This is a genomic window from Propionibacterium sp. (assembly GCF_047719395.1).
Taxonomy (GTDB): Bacteria; Actinomycetota; Actinomycetes; order Propionibacteriales; family Propionibacteriaceae; genus Propionibacterium.
The window spans coordinates 1-15,511 of sequence record NZ_JBDNTB010000020.1 but is presented as its reverse complement, the minus strand read 5'-3'; the positions used below and the strand labels follow the sequence as shown (position 1 = coordinate 15,511).

Genomic DNA, 15,511 nt, shown 5'->3' with positions numbered 1-15,511 from the left:
GGGCGCCCCTAGCTCTGAGACACACCCAGCTCGGCATGCCCTGCTCCTCCGCACACCGGGGCTGGCATGCGGCAGTCGCTTGTGCTGTGCCACGGTAAACGTGACAGGTCCACTTGTAGTACGCCACGGTGAACGCGGCGAGTCCAGCGGCACACCACACACGGCGTGCCCAGGCGAGCTTACCGGTTCTGGCTGAGGGTCACGAGCTGTGACCTCGTGTCGGCTTGCCCGACACGAACCTGAAATCACGTGTCGGCTTGCCCGACACGAACCTGAAATCACGTGTCGGCTTGCCCGACACACGCGTGGACAAGGGTGAAGATTCAGCTGAACAGATCGGGATCCGGCTCATCGGTGCCCGAGCCTGCCCTCTGGGCAGCCTCCACAGGAGGTGTGAGACCGAGGTGTTCCCAGCCTGCGGGCATGGCGACACGGCCTCTGGGGGTGCGCATCAGGAAGCCCTGCCTGACCAGGAAGGGCTCCGCGACCTCCTCCACAGTTTCGGTCTCCTCCCCCACGCTGATGGCCAGTGTGGACAGGCCAACCGGCCCGCCACCGAATTTCCGGCAGATGGCATCCAGCACACTGCGATCCAGCCGGTCCAGACCCAGCTCGTCCACCTCGTACAGTTTCAGCGCAGCCCGTGCCAGATCGGCGTCGATCTGGCCGTCCGCGTTCACCTGGGCGTAATCGCGCACCCTGCGCAGCAAACGGTTCGCGATGCGTGGGGTGCCGCGCGAACGCGACGCGATGATCTGGGCCGATTCGGTATCGATCCGCACGTCGAGCTTCGCGGCCGAACGCAACACGATGCCACGCAGATCGTCCACCTCGTAGAAGTCCAGCTGCGCGGTGAAACCGAAACGGTCCCGCAGCGGCGAGGGCAGCAGACCGGCCCTCGTGGTGGCTCCGACAAGGGTGAACGGCGGGATCGTGATGGGAATGGCGGTGGCGCCCGGGCCCTTGCCGACAATCACATCGACCCGGAAGTCCTCCATGGCCAGATAGAGCATCTCCTCGGCCGGGCGTGACATCCGGTGGATCTCGTCGAGGAAGAGCACCTCGCCCTCGACCAGTCCGGACAGGATCGCTGCCAGATCGCCGGGATGCTGAATGGCAGGGCCCGAGGTGATGTGCAGCGGGACGCCCATCTCGGCGGCGATGATCATTGCCAGCGTCGTCTTGCCCAGGCCGGGCGGCCCGGCCAGCAGCACATGGTCGGGGGTGCTGCCGCGATGCTTCGCTGCGTCCAGCACCAGGCCGAGCTGGCCGCGCACCCGCGGCTGCCCCTCGAACTCTGCGAGTCTGCTGGGCCGCAGCGCCGCCTCGGCGGCCTGCTCCTCCGGTTGCCCGACCGGGTCCACCGGCGAATGCTCCATCATGATCAGGCCCTCGCCAGTGAGGCAAGGGCGGCCTTCATGAGCACCGAGACCGAGGGCATCGGCTGCTCAGCTGCCATCGGGGCGATGGCCTGGCAGGCGGCCTCGGCGTCCTTGGCATTCCAGCCCAGCGACTCCAGGCCCTCGCAGATCTGCTCGCGCCACTGCTCACCCGTGACGGTGGGCGGGACTTCAGGCACCTGGACAGCGAGCTGGTTCACCTTGTCCTTCAATTCGATGACGAGCTTCTGGGCACTCTTTCGTCCCACCCCGGGCACGGTGCACAGTACCCCGAGGTCTTCGGCGCGCACCGCTGCGGCGAGCTGCCGAGGACTCAGCACGCTGAGGATTGCCAGGGCCAGTTTCGGACCGACGCCGCTGGCGGAGCGGCACAGCTCGAAGCAGTCGCGTTCCTCGGGCGAGGCGAAGCCGTAAAGATTCATGGCATCCTCGCGCACGACCATGCAGGTGTGCAGGCAGGCGGTCTCCCCCATTCGCAGACCCGCCGTGGTGGCCGGTGTGCTGGCCACCCGCAGACCCAGGCCGTTGACATCGATGACTGCCCATGTGGTGGCGAGCTGGACGATCTCGCCGCGGAGTCTGGCGATCACGAGGCGCTCCGCCCGGTGACTCGGGTTCCGGACCTTGCCGGGGCCTTCTTCAGATATTGATTCCAGGACGTGGTGGGCCGTTTCTTGGCCGCCGCTGCGGCATAGCGGTTCTGCACTCCACCGCGCCACAGGTGGGTGATGGCCTGCGCCAGCGCGTCGGCGGCGTCCGCAGGCGACGGTGCAGCCTGCAGCCCGAGCACCCTGGCCACCATGGCGCCGACCTGCGCCTTGTCGGCCTGCCCAGATCCGGTGAGGGCGGCCTTGACCTCGCTGGGGGTGTGCAGCGCAACGGTCTTGCCCGCCCGGGCGCCGATCAGCATGGCGATGCCAGCCACCTGCGCAACACCGGTGACGGTGGGCAGGTTGTGCTGGGCGAAGACCTGCTCGATGGACACAACATCGGGTTGGTAGCTGTCGAACCACTCCGTCAACCCCTGCTCGATGGCGAGCAGCCGCTGGGGATGGGCCAGCTGAGGGCTGGTGCGCACCACCCCGACGGCCACGAAATGCGGACGCGTGCCGATCTGGCCGTCCACGATGCCGACGCCGCACCGGGTAAGGCCGGGATCCACGCCCATCACACGCACCCTGCCGGCCTCCTCGTGACTGTGCGACCGGCGGTATCCGAACGCATGTTCGACATTCTAGGTCAACGTGCCACTGCCACCAGGGCTGACACCCCCTCACATACCGGGAGCGGGTCAACACCTGGAACCGGAGGAGTGTCAGTCCTCCGCGGCTTCGAGCGCCTGCTCGACGCTCTCCGGATAGTCGGCATTGGTGTAGACATTCTGCACATCATCCAGGTCATCGAGGATGTCCACGATCTTCTCGATCTTCTGGGCGGCCTCGACATCCTCGACCTGCTGGCTGAAGCTCGGCACGAAGCTGACCTCGGCGGAGTCGTAGTCGATGCCGGCCGCCTGCACTGCCTTGCGCACCTCGACCAGGTCGTTGGGATCGCTGATGAGCTCGAAGACCTCGCCCTGATCGGCGATGTCCTCGACCTCGGCCTCGAGCACCGCCTCCATGAGCGAGTCCTCGTCGATGGTGCGGGTGGTCGTCTTGCGGCCCTCCTCCACCTCGAAACTCTTGGGCACGGTGACGACACCCTTGCGCGCGAACAGCCGCTGGACCGAACCACCGTCGGCCATCGTGGCGCCATTGCGGGTGATGGCGGTGCGCACATCGGCCACGGCACGATTGCGGTTGTCGGTGAGGCACTCGATGAGCAGGGCGACGCCCTCAGGCCCGTAGGCCTCGTACATGATCTCTTCGTAGTTGACCGAGTCGTCACCATCGCCGGAACCGCGCTTGACGGCGCGATCGATGTTGTCGGCCGGCACGGAGTTCTTCTTGGCCTTCTGGATGGCGTCGTACAGTGTCGGGTTGCCGCTGGGATCCCCGCCGCCGACACGCGCCGACACCTCGATGTTCTTGACCAGCTTGGCGAACAGCTTGCCGCGCTTGGCGTCGATGGCAGCCTTCTTGTGCTTGGTCGTGGCCCACTTGGAATGACCGCTCATGACCAGAACCCCTTCCCGGACTTGTTCAGCTTCAGCTGGCAGAGGGCTGGCAGGCCCAAGCAGCAAACGCGCCAATCCTACCGAGCCCACCGCAAGTGGTCACATCACGGCGCCCCGTGTGAGTCCTGGCGGCTACAGATCGTCCTCTGTCATGGTGCGGCCGTAGACCACCACGCGTTCGGTTGCGGTGTATCCCATGGAGCCGAAGAAGGCCTCCGCATGTGCGGGGTCCTCGGTGTCCACGCCGATGCCGGCCGAGCTGAATCCGGCCTTGCAGAATCCCCTGATCGACTCGGTGATCAGCCCCCGACCGATTCCCTTGCCACGGCACCACGAGCAGACGCCAAGCCTCTCCGTCCATCCCTCGTTGGTCTCGTCGTCGTAGCTTCGGTTGATGACATATCCGACCACCTGTCCGTGCGAGGCATCGGCGTGGGAGGGGTGGCGTCCCTTGAGCAGTGCCACCCATGACAGCTGAAGGCGTGCGGCGCCCTCGTTCAAGGAGGCCTCCCAGTCCGCCCGGGACACCGGTGAGGAACCGGGCCTGGTGGCGAATGCCTCGTTGTGAGCGCTGCGCACCTGCTCCGACAGCGATTCCTCGAAGGGCTCGATGGCTATCTCGCCGAGATCGGCAGGCAAGGGCAGCACATCGGGATTCAACGGCCTGTGCATGTCGAAGAACCAGCGCTGCGGTGTGAGGCCGGCTGCCGCGATGACAGTACTCAGGCCGACCCTCTTCTCGTCCACAGTGGTGCCCACCCACAGCGGACGGGTGTTTGCGGTGCGGATGTGCTGGTACCACTGCTTGGCCCGAGCGACCAGCCACAGGGTGAGCCGGTGGCGGATCAGCTGGTGGCGCCATGCGGGATGCACGCCGACCTCGAACCAGACCCGCGGGTTGGGATCGTCGCTCGGCGAGGGATGGTTCCAGCCATAGGCGACGATGCTGCCGCCTTTTTCCCTGCCGACGACAGCGTGCTCATGGGGATGGGCTCCCGGTGCGTTCCATGAGGCCAGGAAGTCCTCGTAGCTGCCGGGCTGGACGGGGTCATCCATGTAGTCGATGGCGGCACGCAGCTCGGTGAGCTGGCGGAGGTCCTCGAAGTTGAGAAAGTCCCAGTCCAGTACGTCGTCGACGAAGGCCTCCTGCCAATCGGGGCTCATCGTGCCGCCGCCAGGGCTTGGGGCAGTGTGAACGCCCCCACGTACAGGGCAGTGCCGATGATGGCGCCCTCGACGCCCTCGGGCACGAGTTCGTGCAGCGCCACGATGTCGTCGACGGTGCTGATGCCCCCGGAGGCCACAACGGCCGCACCGGTTCTGGAGCAGACCAGTTTGAGCAACTCGAGATTGGGGCCGGAGAGCATGCCGTCGCTGGCCACGTCGGTCACCACGTAGCGTTCGCAGCCGGCTTCGTCCATCTGCGCGAGGGTGTCCAGAAGTTCACCGCCCTCACGGGTCCAGCCGCGGGCGGCGAGCTTGGTGCCGCGCACATCCAGGCCAATCGCGATCCGGTCGCCGTAGCTGCGGATCACCTGTTCACACCACTTCGGATTCTCCAGAGCGGCGGTGCCGATATTCACCCTGCGGCAACCTGTGGACAACGCCCTCTCGAGGGTTTCGTCATCACGGATTCCGCCGGACAGCTCGACATTGACCTCGACCGAGGCAACCACTTCGGCCAGCAACTTCGCATTGGAACCACGCCCGAAGGCGGCGTCGAGGTCGACCACGTGCAGCCAGCTGGCGCCGAGTTCGCACCAGCGCTTGGCAGCATTCTGCGGGTCGCCGAACACCTTCTCGCTTCCGGCGACACCCTGGACGAGCTGAACAGCCTGTCCGGACTGGATGTCGACGGCGGGCAGGAGCGTCAATGCGGTGTTCTCGGTCACAGAAGTGACCCTAACTCACCGCTATTTCTGTGCCGAGACTCCCAACCAGTTGCGCAGCAGCCGCGCGCCGGCAGCGCCTGATTTCTCGGGGTGGAACTGCGTCGAGCACACCTGCCCCCACTCGACGGCGGCAACGAAGCGGTCGCCGTCGTGCTCGCACCAGGTCACGACGGCGTCATCGGGCACCCCGTCGTGCGCACCATAGGAGTGCACGAAATAGAAGCGCTGATTCTCAACGCCCTCGAAGAGGGTGCTGCCTTCGCCAGGTGCGACCTGGTTCCAGCCCATGTGCGGGAGCCGCGGAGCCTGCAATCTGTCGATGGTCCCGGGATAGATGCCGATGCCCTCGGCCTGCTCGCCGTGCTCCACCCCCTTGGCGAAGAGCACCTGGTGACCGACGCAGATTCCCAGCATGGGGCGGCCCTGGGCCACCCAGTCACGCACGAAACCGACCCCACCGGCGGCGTCGAGCTGGTTCATGCACGCCGCGAAGGCTCCCACGCCGGGAACCACGAGACGCTCGCAACTGCCCAACTCGCCCAGATCGGAGGTGAGGTGCACCTGCGCCCCGGCGGCGTCGAGCGCCCGGCAGGCGGAGTGCAGATTGCCCGAGCCGTAGTCGAGCACCCCGACCGTTGGGGCGGCGCTCACAGCGCACCCTTCGTGCTCGGCACTCCTGTGACCCGGGGATCGGGTTCCACGGCGGCCCTCAGCGCCCTGGCGAGGGCTTTGAACTGCGCCTCCACGATATGGTGCGGCTCCCGCCCGGCCAGCAGCCTCAGATGGACGCACAACCCCGCGTTGATGGCGAAGGACTCCACCACGTGATAGGTCATGGATCCGGAGTAGAGCACCCCGGAACCACCGATCCTGGCGGTGACCTGGGACTCCGGTTCACCCGTGCACACCACATAGGGCCGCCCCGCAACGTCGACGACGGCCTGGGCCAGCGCCTCGTCCAGCGGAATGATCGCATCGCCGAAGCGGCGGATGCCGCGCTTGTCGCCCAGGGCCTGGGCCAGCGCCTGACCGAGCACGATGGCGGTGTCCTCGACGACGTGGTGGCCGTCCACCTGGAGGTCGCCGGTGGCTTTCACCTCCAGGTCGATGAGCGAGTGCTTGGACAGCGAGGTGAGCATGTGGTCGAAGAAACCCACGCCGGTGCTGATGGAGGAGCTGCCGGTGCCGTCCAGATTGAGGCTGACGGTGACCTGCGACTCCGAGGTGACCCTTTCGATCGTCGCGGTACGCGCCGTACCAGTGCCGGTCATCGCACTCCTCCTTGGCTGCGGTCGAGCACATCCGAGGCGGCAATCACCGAGGTGAGCGCCTCCCTGAACCTGGCAAGATCCTCGGGCGTGCCGACGCAGACCCGGAGGAACTGGTCTGGCCCTGTCTCGCGCACCAGCACTCCCCTGTCCAGCAGGCCCTGCCACACCGCGTGACGATCGATGAACCGGCCGAAAAGGCAGAAGTTGGACTGGCTGGGAACGACCTCCAGACCGACGCGGCGCAACCACTCCTGCAGCTGCTGGCAGGCGTCCCGCAGTGCCGCCACCTGCGCCAGCATCTCCGCCCGGTTCGCCAGTGCGACACGGGCGATGGCCTGGGTGGGTGCCGACAGGTGATAGGGCAGCCGCACGATCCGGCAGGCGTCGACGATCGCGGGCGCCGCCGCGAGATAGCCGACCCTGCCCCCGGCAAGCGCGAAGGCCTTGCTCATGGTGCGGCTCACGATGAGACGCCCGAAGCGCGGCAGCAGCGCCAGGGCCGAGTCCTCGGGGAACTCGGTGAACTCCTGATATGCCTCATCGACGACCACCAAGGCGTCGGTGTGCTCGCATATCTCCTCCACCACCTTGACCGGCGTGGTCGTACCGGTCGGATTGTTGGGAGTGGTGATGAGCACCAGATCGGCGTGCGTCTCGTCGAGGGCGCCCAACACCAGCTCGGCGTCCAGCGTGAAGTCCTGCTTGCGAGGCACCGTGACATATCCGCTGTGCGTATTGCGCGCGTACTCCGGGTACATGGAGTACGTGGGCGTGAACGTGAGCACGGTGCGCCCGGGGCCGCCGAAGGCAGACAGCACGTGAGTCATCACCTCGTTGCTGCCATTGGCAGCCCAGATGTTGTCCACCCCCAATCCGAAGCCGAGATACTTCGCCAGGTCGCAGCGCAGACCGATGGCTTCCCGATCCGGATAGCGGTTCAGGGAGCGTGCGGTCTTCTCGATGGCGGCCGCCATCTGGGCGCGCACCTTGGCGCTGGGCGGGTAGGGATTCTCGTTCGTGTTCAGGCACACCGCCACATCGAGCTGTGGCGCCCCATAGGGCTCCTCGCCGACAAGCTCTGGGCGCAGCGGGAGCTGGTCCAGGGTGATCGAAGCATCGGCGGTGGGGAATTGGCCGACGGTCATCGTTGCTCCTCCTGGTCGATGCGTACAGCAATGGCGTGGGCGTGCCCGGGCAGGTTCTCGGCCATCGCGAAGGTCTCCACCTTCGGGCCGATCTCCTGTAGCGCGGCCGCGGTGTAATCGATGACGTGGATCGCCTTCATGAAGGAGCGCACCGACAGGCCGGACGAGAAGTGCGCCGCGCCACCGGTGGGCAGTACATGCGTGGAGCCCGCCGAGTAGTCACCCAGCGGCACCGGCGCATGCGGCCCGACGAAGATCGCGCCGGCATTGGTGATCCGGCGCGCCACCGCGGCCGCTGCGGCCGTCTGGATCTCGAGGTGCTCGGCCGCGTAGTCATTGGCGACATCGATCCCCTGATCGATGTCGGCCACGATCACCGCCCCCGACTGCTCCCCCGTCAGTGAAGCCTTGAGGCGCTGCTTTGTGGCCAGCTGGTCAACCTGAGTCTCCAGCTCGCTCTGAACGGCCTCGACCAGCTCCCGGGAATCGGTGACGAGCACGGCACCGGCCATCGGATCGTGCTCGGCCTGGGAGATCAGATCGGCGGCCACCTGGACGGGGTCCGCGGTCGCATCGGCAAGCACCAGGATCTCGGTGGGGCCTGCCTCGGCATCGATCCCGACGCGCCCGCGCAGCAGCCGCTTGGCGGCCACCACATAGATGTTTCCAGGGCCAGTGATCATGTCGGCCTTGGGGCACAGCCCGCCCACTCCATAGGCGAACATCGCAATGGCCTGGGCGCCACCCACGGCGTAGACCTCGTCCACCCCGAGCAGCCTGGCAACGGCCAGGATCGTGGGATTCGGCAGACCCCTGAACTCGGCCTGGGGCGGCGTGGCGATGGCGATCGAGGAGACCCCTGCCACCTGCGCGGGAACCACATTCATGAGCACTGTGGATGCCAGCGGAGCAAGTCCGCCTGGTACGTACAGGCCAACCCTGGACACGGGCAGCAACACCTGGCCGATGTTGGCACCAGGAGCCAAGTCCACACTGCGCCAGTGCTCCTCGCGCTCGACCTCCTCGCAGACCACTCGGCGGCGCCGGATCGATTCCTCGACTGCGGCACGAAGCTCGGGATCCATGGCCTCCAGGGCGTCGTCCAGGGCTTGTTGTGGCACGCGAAGGTGCTCGGGGCTCACATGATCGAACTGCTCGGCGAAACGGCGCAGCGCCGCCTCGCCCTCCTCGGCGACGGCATGGCAGATCGGCTCCACCGCGGCAACCGCCGTCTCGACATCGAAGCATCCTCTCGGCAGCACCGATGAGTAGTCGTCACGGCGTTCGCCGCTCACATCCAGAATTCGAAGCACCATTGCATCCTATCGGCGCACAAACCGTGCGCCCGTCAGTCCCGTTCCTCGTGTACGACCGCACCGCCTCGATCTGCGCGGCACGGCAGTGGTGCAATGGGGCCGTGTCCACGAAGATCCAGAACCCATCGACGACACTGCCGTCCCGGCAGGACCAGCACTGAGCAGGGCAGTCACGACCATGTCCAAATCCTCGAAGAAATCCGGGCCCAACAAGTCCACCGGTACTCCGGCCACCGTCGCGCTGGACCGGGCCAAGGTGCCGCACACACTGCACTCCTACGAGCACGACCCGCGTGCCCACCACTTCGGTGAGGAAGCCGCCGTGGCGCTGGGGATCGACCCGGAGCGCATCTTCAAGACCCTTGTCGTGGAACTCACCAGCGCCGATGTGCCGCTGGTCACCGCAGTGGTGCCGGCCAGCGGCCAGCTGTCGCTGAAGGCAATCGCCTCGGCGACCCACGCGAAGCGCGCCGAGTTGGCCCCGCCCGCCGTGGCGCAGCGCACCACCGGATTCATCGTGGGCGGCATCTCCCCGATCGGCCAGAAGCACCAGACCCCGGTCTATCTGGATGCCAGCGCCCGCGAGCAGCAGACGATCTTCGTCTCAGCTGGACGCCGTGGCCTCAGCGTCGAGATCACCGCGCAAGACCTCGCCGAGTTGACGGGAGCGCAGTTCGCCGAGCTCGGCTGCTGACCGAACCAGCTGGCCCAAGTCGTCTGACACTGCCCGATACGGCAGTGTCAGGAACTATTTCTTGCCTTCCTTCGTGTCTTCCGGTCTTCCCTCGTGTCGTTTCGCCAGATCGGGAAACGCACGGAGCGATGGCGACTCGGCTGGGTGACTTCCGGTTCTTCGGGTTCGGCGGTGGGTTGGCGGATTTCTCGGTCGTCATGTCCCAGCGCGCTGTACAACAGGATCGGAATCAGCGTTCCGACAGGCCAGAACAGCCAGGCGGTGGGTGTGCGCAGCGTCAGGTCGATGGCCACCTGCTCGCCGGTGCTCGCGTAGGCCAGCCGTTCGAAGAAGTTGTGAGGCCCGAGAATCGCACCCATCCGCCAGCAGACCAGCGCACCCAACATCCCCGCAGCCACGGCGATCAATGCCACCGGCCACCCGAGAGCCTTGAGCCAGTGCCAGCACAGGGCCCCCAGACCGAGTCCGCCGAACATGCCGATGATCATGAAGTCGGCATCGGCGCCGAAGTATTCGGTGATCGTCCGATTGGTGATGGTCGCGGTTCCGTCCCCTGAGACTGTGACGGTGGGTGTGGGTGCGGTGAGCTTCCAGACGATGGCCGCCAGAATGCCCACGAGCAGCACGGCAAGTCCGAACAGGGCCAGCTGGGACGCCAGGTGACGCCGGGTCAATCTGGGGCCCACGGTGGTGGCACCGTGCACCTCAATGGCATCGTCCCTGCCCAGCGACCCGGGCGAGCCGGCGGCAGCACTCGCGTTGCCGGCCATCTCGGCTGTCTGCTCCATCGCTTCGCTCCTCGTGTGACGCGCTCAGGCTATACGGCCATGCACGATGGACCGAGCAATGCCTTGAGATCTGCCATCAACGGCTGTTCATTGGTGACACGCAGCGCATCACCCAGACGCAGTGTGGTGGCCTTGGACGAGCCTTCCAGTCGCAGCCGCACCTCGGTGCCACCCGGATGACAGCTGAGTACATGCTTGAGTTCGGCGACCAGTGGCGGCTGGCAGCGCAGCATGGGCAGCCGGATGGTCACCGGCCCCTCCATGGCGCGCCGGATTTCGGGCAGCACCAACTCGTTGGCCTGCATCTCGATGACCTCGTCCTTGTCGACGATCCGGCCGCGCACCCGGACGATCTGGTCAGGGGCGAGCTGGGTGAGGCAGGTCTCGTACACATTCGGGAAGATGAGCACCTGCATCGAGGCATCCAGGTCCTCCACCGTGATGATCGCCCAGAATGCGCCGTTCTTGGTCTGCTTGCGCTGGACCTGGGTGATCATGCCGCAGATGGTTTCGGTGTGGCCGTCCAGTTCCTGGCCGTTCTCTGCCACCTCGGCCAAGCCGATGGAGCGTTCGGCTGCGAGCACATGCTCCAGGCCGTGCAGCGGATGGTCCGAGACGTACAGGCCGAGCATCTCGCGTTCGAAACCGAGCTTGGTGGTCTTGTCCCAGTCCTCTATCTCGGGAACCTCGTGCTGCAGCCCGCCAACACCGGCATCGGCCGAGTCCGAGCCGAGTCCGAACAGATCGTCCTGGCCGTTGGCCTGGTTGCGTTTGAGTTCGATGACGCCGTCGACAGCCTGCTCGAAGACCTCCATGATCGCCCGGCGGGAGTGCCCCATGGAATCGAAGGCGCCCGCCTTGGTGAGCGACTCGATGCAGCGCTTGTTGCACACGCTGACCGGAACATGGTCCAGGAACTCGTAGAAATCCTTCGCCGGGCCATGCTCCTCGCGGGATTCCACGATGCCTCCGACGACGGACTCGCCGACATTGCGGACCGCGCCCAGGCCGAAGCGGATGTCCTCGCCCACTGCGGTGAACTCGTTCTCCGAGGCATTGACATCGGGCGGCAGCACCTTGATGTGGCGCGACCTCATGTCGGTGAGGTAGAGCGCCATCTTGTCCTTGTCGTCGGAGACCGAGGTGAGCAGCGCGGCGCCGTATTCGGCCGGGTAATTGGCCTTCAGATAAGCCGTCCAGTAGCTGACAAGGGCATATCCGGCGGCATGGGACTTGTTGAAGGCGTACCCGGCGAAGGGCACCATGACATCCCACAGCGCCTTGATGGATTCGTCGGAGTAGCCGTTGGCGCGCATTCCCTTCTGGAAGGGCGTGAAGTTCTGGTCCAGGATGTATTTCTTCTTCTTGCCCATCGCGCGGCGCAGAAGATCAGCACCGCCCAGGGTGTAGCCCGCGAGCTTACGGGCGATCGCCATGATCTGCTCCTGGTAGACGATCAGGTGATAGGTGGGCGCCAGGATCTCGTCGAGGTCATCCTTCAACTCAGGGTGAATCGGCACGATCGGACGACGGTGGTTCTTCCGCTCGGCGTATTCGACGTGCGCATTGGCACCCATCGGGCCCGGCCGGTACAGCGCGATGACGGCGATGATGTCGTCGAAACCGGTGGGGCCCATCTGGCGCAGCAGACCGCGCATCGGGCCGCCATCGAGCTGGAAGACGCCCAGCGTGTCGCCGCGGCCCAGCAGCTCGTAGGTGGCCGGATCATCCAGCGGCAGCGCCGACAGGTCGACATCCTCGCCCCGGTTGCGCTTGATGATCTTGAGGCAGTTGTCCATGATGCCGAGGTTGCGCAGGCCGAGGAAGTCCATCTTCATGAGGCCCATGGCCTCGAGCTGCGGGTAGGCGAATCCGGCGATGATCATGCCGTCCTTGTCCCGCTTGTGCATCGGGATCAGGTTGAGCAGTTTCTCGCTGGACAGGATGAAGGCACAGGCGTGCACGCCGGTGCCGCGGATCATGCCCTCGATACCCAGGCCGGTGTCGACGACCCTCTTCACATCGGGGTTGGTGTCGCACAGCTCGCGGAATTCCTGGCCCTCGGCGTAGCGCGGATGGTCGGGGTTGAACAGGTCCTTCAGCGGGACACCCTTGCCCATCACATCCGGCGGCATCGCCTTGGTGATCTTGTCCCCGAGGCTGAACGGATAGCCGAGGATGCGGTTGGCGTCCTTGACGGCTGCCTTCGCCTTGATCTTCGAGAAGGTGTTGACCTGGGAGGTGTACTCCTCGCCGTACTTGTGGGTCACATAGTCGATGACCTTGTCGCGCTGACGATCGTCGAAGTCGAGGTCGATGTCGGGCGGGTTGACGCGCTCGGGGTTGAGGAAGCGCTCGAACAGCAGGCCGTGCTCCAGCGGATCGATCTGGATGATGCCGGTGAGGTAGGCGATGATCGAGCCGGCCGCCGAGCCGCGTCCGGGCCCCACTGGCACGCCCATGCTGCGCGCCGCATCGCAGATGTCGGAGACGACCAGGAAGTAGGAGCTGAAACCGAGCGGTTCGATGACGCTCAGCTCGGTCTTCACGCGCTGCATCACGGCATCACTGGGATGGTCGCCGTAGCGCTTCTTCAGGCCGATCTCGATCTTCTTGCGAAGATAGCTCTCCTGCGTCTCGCCCTCCGGCACGTCGAACTGCGGCATCCGGTCGACATGGGCGAAGACCTCATCGTAGGGCTCGATGCGCTCGGCGATCGCCAGGGTATTGTCGCAGGCCTCCTCCAGGCCGGGGAACAGCGCCCTCATCTGGTCGTTGGATTTGATGAAGTAGCCGGAGCCGTTGAAGTGGAAGCGTTTCGGGTCGTCCTTGTTGCGGCCCACGCCGATGCACAGCAGATTGTCGTGGGCGTCGGCCTGGTCCTCGGTGACATAGTGCGAGTCGTTGGTGGCCAGCAGCGGGATGTTGAGTTTCTTGGCGAGCCGCAGCAGGTCGTCCCGCACATCGTGTTCGATGTCGATGCCGTGATCCATCAGCTCGCAGAAGTAGTTCTCCTTGCCGAAGATCTCCTGGTAGGCCGCCGCGGCCTCGCAGGCCTGGTCGAACTGGCCCAATCGCAGCCTGGTCTGCACCTCGCCGGAGGGGCATCCGGTGGTGGCGATGATCCCCTCGGAGAAATCGCTGATGAGCTCGCGGTCCATCCGGGGCTTCATGTAGTAACCCTCGAAGGACGCCAGTGAGCTCAGTCGGAAAAGGTTGTGCAGGCCGGTGGCATTCTGGGCCAGCATCGTCATGTGGGTGTAGCGTCCCCCACCCGAGACGTCCTTGCCGCCCTCCACGTCGGCCGAGGAGTTGTCGCGGCCACTTCCCCAGCGCTCTTGCTTGCGCGAGAATCGCGAGGAGGGAGCCACATAACCCTCGAGGCCGATGATGGGCTTGACCTGCGGATTCTTCCCGCCGTCGTACTTCCTGGAGATCTGGAAGAACTCGTAGGCGCCGAACATGTTGCCGTGGTCGGTCATCGCGATGGCGGGCATCCCCAGGCGCGCCACCTCGGCGAACAGCTTCTCGTTGGAGGCCGCTCCATCGAGCATCGAGTACTCGGTGTGCACGTGCAGGTGGACGAAGTTACTGTCGCTCATCACTCTCCCGTCCAGTGCGCCGGACTTCCTCCCGGCGCGCGGCGGCTATCAGAGTACCCGCTGCCGCGAGATTTCCGGGTAGGTGCAGAAGCCATGGAATCCCCATGACTGGTGGTTCATGCCCGCACACCGCAACAGCTCGGGGTGGGCCCGACCAGCGATTCAGGGTCGGGCGCTTGATCCGCACAGCCACGGCGGGGAGCATGGCAGCAAAACCACCCGGAGGAGTCATCATGCCCACCCCCTACCCACCGCCGACCGAGCTGCTCGCCGAGCAGACCCGTCGCTTCAGCATCTGGGGCATTGTCGCCGGGGCGCTGGCAACGATCACGGGTGTGCTCTGCCTCATCTGGCCGAAGCACTCCGTCTCGGCCGTCGCGCTGCTGCTCGCCGCCTTCCTCGTGGTGACGGGCGTGGTGACCCTCATCCTGGGGTTGAGGCGGCGCGGCACGCCCGGCGGTTCCGGCGGCATCACCACCGGCGTGGTCAGTCTGGTTCTGGGCCTGCTCATCGCCGTTCATCCCGGCATGAGCGGACGTCTGATCGTCATCTTCATGGGGCTCGCGGTGCTGCTGATCGGGGTGTTGCTGTTCGTGATCTCCCTCGCGATGCGCGCGGTCACCGGCAAGTGGCTGAAGCTGCTGTCCCTCTCGGCACTCGTCTGCCTGGTGGTGGGCCTCATCTTCGCCATCTCCCCCGGCTTCGGCGCCACGGCCTTGGGTGTGCTGCTGGGCGTGGGTGCGATGCTCGCGGGCGTCACGCTGGTCGCCGCAGGAGTCCAGACGCGACGCCTCGGCGCCGGAGCTGCGGACGGTGGGTCACTGGGTGCCCAAGGCGTGGTCGTCGAAGGCACTGTGGTGGACACCCCTGGCGACCCCGAACAGTTCCGCAACAGGATCGGACGCTAGACAGGAGGGGAGAACTGTTGAGTGATTCAGGCAGATGAGTGACTCAGGCAGACGGGCTGGGATCGGATGGCTGACTGGGCTGAGTCTGGCTTACCCCTGTCTGACCCCTGTCTGATGAATCCTCGCCGACCATGAGGGCGACCGGGCACAGCAAGAAGGTTCGCGGTGCGTGGGAGGGAGGGCCACCCATCCTGCGCGACAGTGCAATCCACGGAACGACCTGCATCACCACACGTCCTGATCTGCATCACGAACAGCAACTGAGCCCGCCCCCCCGGGGCGGGGGAGGTTGTTTTGAGTCCAGAAAAAAAACGTCGAACAACTTATATTGATAATCATTAGTGTGCTCGGGCAGCTACTGCTTAGGCGGCGGCAGTGG

Annotated in this window: 14 protein-coding genes; 2 read left to right on the top strand and 12 right to left on the bottom strand. The window is 65.7% G+C overall.

Features of this window, described 5'->3' with window-relative positions:
- Positions 1-323: 323 nt before the first annotated feature.
- From ruvB to hisD, 10 genes are all read right to left on the bottom strand, one after another.
- Complete coding sequence (ruvB, locus tag ABF648_RS05200; RefSeq protein ID WP_415631256.1) at positions 324-1,385, bottom strand: Holliday junction branch migration DNA helicase RuvB; 1,062 nt, start codon at positions 1,383-1,385, stop codon at positions 324-326.
- Positions 1,385-1,990 carry a Holliday junction branch migration protein RuvA gene (ruvA, locus tag ABF648_RS05195; RefSeq protein WP_415631232.1) on the bottom strand — a complete coding sequence of 202 codons (606 nt, stop codon included), beginning with the start codon at positions 1,988-1,990 and terminating at the stop codon, positions 1,385-1,387. The genes ruvB and ruvA overlap by 1 nt, the downstream gene beginning before the upstream one ends.
- Positions 1,987-2,568, bottom strand: a complete 582-nt coding sequence (gene ruvC / locus ABF648_RS05190; RefSeq protein ID WP_415631231.1) for a crossover junction endodeoxyribonuclease RuvC — start codon at positions 2,566-2,568, stop codon at positions 1,987-1,989. The genes ruvA and ruvC overlap by 4 nt, the downstream gene beginning before the upstream one ends.
- 147 nt (positions 2,569-2,715) lie before the next feature.
- Positions 2,716-3,516 (bottom strand): YebC/PmpR family DNA-binding transcriptional regulator, encoded by an 801-nt coding sequence (locus tag ABF648_RS05185; RefSeq protein ID WP_415631230.1) that lies wholly within the window; start codon positions 3,514-3,516, stop codon positions 2,716-2,718.
- A gap of 132 nt (positions 3,517-3,648) precedes the next feature.
- Positions 3,649-4,680 (bottom strand): GNAT family N-acetyltransferase, encoded by a 1,032-nt coding sequence (locus tag ABF648_RS05180; RefSeq protein WP_415631229.1) that lies wholly within the window; start codon positions 4,678-4,680, stop codon positions 3,649-3,651.
- Positions 4,677-5,408 carry a bifunctional 1-(5-phosphoribosyl)-5-((5-phosphoribosylamino)methylideneamino)imidazole-4-carboxamide isomerase/phosphoribosylanthranilate isomerase PriA gene (gene priA, locus ABF648_RS05175; RefSeq protein ID WP_415631228.1) on the bottom strand — a complete coding sequence of 244 codons (732 nt, stop codon included), beginning with the start codon at positions 5,406-5,408 and terminating at the stop codon, positions 4,677-4,679. Before priA ends, ABF648_RS05180 begins: the two co-directional genes overlap by 4 nt.
- Before the next feature lie 21 nt (positions 5,409-5,429).
- Positions 5,430-6,059: an imidazole glycerol phosphate synthase subunit HisH gene (hisH, locus tag ABF648_RS05170; RefSeq protein WP_415631227.1), complete on the bottom strand. Its 630-nt coding sequence runs from the start codon at positions 6,057-6,059 to the stop codon at positions 5,430-5,432.
- Entirely contained in the window at positions 6,056-6,679 is a 624-nt protein-coding gene (hisB, locus tag ABF648_RS05165) for an imidazoleglycerol-phosphate dehydratase HisB (protein WP_415631226.1), read from the bottom strand. The genes hisH and hisB overlap by 4 nt, the downstream gene beginning before the upstream one ends.
- On the bottom strand, positions 6,676-7,824 hold the full coding sequence (locus ABF648_RS05160) for a histidinol-phosphate transaminase (RefSeq protein WP_415631225.1): 1,149 nt from the start codon (positions 7,822-7,824) through the stop codon (positions 6,676-6,678). The genes hisB and ABF648_RS05160 overlap by 4 nt, the downstream gene beginning before the upstream one ends.
- A complete protein-coding gene (hisD, locus tag ABF648_RS05155; protein ID WP_415631224.1) occupies positions 7,821-9,137 on the bottom strand; it encodes a histidinol dehydrogenase in 1,317 nt (438 codons plus the stop codon). Before hisD ends, ABF648_RS05160 begins: the two co-directional genes overlap by 4 nt.
- 181 nt (positions 9,138-9,318) lie before the next feature.
- Here hisD and ybaK point away from each other — a divergent pair, with 181 nt between their 5' ends.
- Entirely contained in the window at positions 9,319-9,834 is a 516-nt protein-coding gene (gene ybaK, locus ABF648_RS05150; protein WP_415631223.1) for a Cys-tRNA(Pro) deacylase, read from the top strand.
- Positions 9,835-9,881: 47 nt separating this feature from the next.
- Here ybaK and ABF648_RS05145 read toward each other — a convergent pair whose 3' ends face one another.
- Both ABF648_RS05145 and dnaE read right to left on the bottom strand, forming a co-directional pair.
- Positions 9,882-10,622 (bottom strand): hypothetical protein, encoded by a 741-nt coding sequence (locus ABF648_RS05145; RefSeq protein ID WP_415631222.1) that lies wholly within the window; start codon positions 10,620-10,622, stop codon positions 9,882-9,884.
- A 29-nt stretch (positions 10,623-10,651) separates the two neighbouring features.
- A complete protein-coding gene (gene dnaE / locus ABF648_RS05140; protein WP_415631221.1) occupies positions 10,652-14,224 on the bottom strand; it encodes a DNA polymerase III subunit alpha in 3,573 nt (1,190 codons plus the stop codon).
- A 233-nt stretch (positions 14,225-14,457) separates the two neighbouring features.
- Between dnaE and ABF648_RS05135 the strand changes: the two genes are divergently transcribed.
- Positions 14,458-15,132, top strand: a complete 675-nt coding sequence (locus ABF648_RS05135; protein ID WP_415631220.1) for an HdeD family acid-resistance protein — start codon at positions 14,458-14,460, stop codon at positions 15,130-15,132.
- Positions 15,133-15,511: the final 379 nt, after the last annotated feature.